At 47.5% G+C, this 1,708-nt stretch carries 3 protein-coding genes; 2 read left to right on the top strand and 1 reads right to left on the bottom strand.

The window, feature by feature from the left end:
• Positions 1-788 (top strand): aminotransferase class V-fold PLP-dependent enzyme (locus WBV75_RS08010; protein ID WP_424120111.1); only part of this gene is annotated, 788 nt, incomplete at its 5' end.
• A gap of 154 nt (positions 789-942) precedes the next feature.
• Positions 943-1,239, top strand: a complete 297-nt coding sequence (locus tag WBV75_RS08005; RefSeq protein WP_424120110.1) for an isoamylase early set domain-containing protein — start codon at positions 943-945, stop codon at positions 1,237-1,239.
• Positions 1,240-1,344: 105 nt separating this feature from the next.
• Here WBV75_RS08005 and thyA read toward each other — a convergent pair.
• A partial coding sequence (gene thyA, locus WBV75_RS08000) for a thymidylate synthase (RefSeq protein ID WP_424120109.1) occupies positions 1,345-1,708 on the bottom strand: 364 nt, incomplete at its 5' end.

Below are 1,708 nucleotides of genomic sequence, written 5' to 3'. Positions count from 1 at the left end.
AGGGCGACTATCCTTCTCTGACCTGGCCTTTTCATAGCCGGGGGTTTTCCGTGCGGGAGGTACCTTCCGGGCCCGGACTGGAAGAGCGGATACTCGAGGTGTTGTCTCAGTCGCCTTTCCGGGTGCTGGCCGTTTCCATGGTACAGTGGATAGATGGTGTTCTCATTTCTCCTGACTTTTTGAAAAGGGTTAAGGAGCGTTTTCCGGATCTGCTCATTATTGCCGACGCTACCCAATACGCAGGAGCCTTTCAACTGGATTTTGAGGACTCGGGTATCGATGTCCTGGGGGCGAGTGGTTATAAATGGCTCCTTGGGGGCAATGGCAATGGGTTTATGCTTTTTAGTCCGGAAGCAGAAAACGCGTTTCAGGCCCTGTCAACGGGCTTTAATTCGGTAAACGCGGATCTTTCCAGAAAGGATGAAATCCGATTCTCGAAGCATTTTGAGCCGGGGCACCTGGATACCCTGAATTTTGGCAGCCTGAACTTCGCGATGGGATTGCTGGAGGCTCTGGGAATGGATGCCGTGGATCAGTACAACCGGGAAATGAGCCGAAAAGTACAACAGGCTCTGGGCAACAGGGGGCTACTGCCTGATTACATATCTAAAGGGGAAAGGCACAGCACGATCTTTAATATTCCGGAACCCGGTGGCCGCTATGCGCACCTGAAAGCACATGATATTGTGTGTTCAGCCCGGGGTGGGGGAATCCGTCTCAGTTTTCACTGTTACAATACGGAAAATGACCTGGATAAACTTCTTGAGATTCTGAAATCGGCATCCTGACACTTATCAACCTCATAATCTTACCTAGGTGTTTTTATATAAATGAACAGTTTGTAAATTTAATTTTACGAAATCCACAAATATTTGCTAACCAATTGTCTTTTAAGGGTTTTATGTGTTGCTTTGTCGGCAAATTACTGAAATCATTTTTATCATGGCAATAAGAAAACAATACCTGAAATCGAAACCTGTATGTAAGGTAACATTTACCGTACCTGCAGAAGATGCAAAAAAAGTAGCTGTCGTTGGAGACTTCAATGAATGGAATCCAAAGGGAAGCATGCTGAAAAAACTCAAGAATGGCACCTTTAAGGGAACTTTTGACCTTCCTAAGGAACAGTCGTTTGAATTCCGTTACCTGATCGATGGAGAATTCGTCAATGACGACTCTGCTGACCGGTACCAGTGGAATGACTTTGCCGGGGCGGAAAACGCGGTCCTGGAACTGTAACAGAACTTGTTGCAAAGCACCAGAAACCCCGCCTGATGGCGGGGTTTTTTTATGCGTTTGTGGTTCGGAAGTACACTTCGGCGTATGGTTTACGCTTCCAGAAATTCAGACCGCTACAACCCCTTTGATATGGGGGTGCGGATCGTAATTCTCCAAAGTGAAGTCTTCGTACCGGAAGGCAAACAGGTCCGTCACTTCCGGATTTAAGGTCATGGTGGGCAAAGGTCTCAGGTCCCGGCTGAGTTGGAGGTGAATCTGTTCCAGGTGGTTATTGTAGATATGCGCATCTCCGAAGGTATGGATGAATTCTCCGGGTTCCAGGCCACATACCTGGGCTATCATCAGGGTAAAGAGGGCATAGGAGGCAATATTAAATGGAACCCCCAGAAATATGTCTGCACTGCGCTGGTAGAGCTGGCAAGAGAGTTTACCATCTGCGACGTAAAACTGAAAAAATGCATGGCAAGGC

The organism is Robiginitalea sp., assembly GCF_049588695.1.
In the GTDB taxonomy this organism is placed as follows: Bacteria; Bacteroidota; Bacteroidia; order Flavobacteriales; family Flavobacteriaceae; genus Robiginitalea.
Note: the sequence above shows the minus strand (reverse complement) of the source record. Positions and strands in the feature narration are given on the sequence as shown.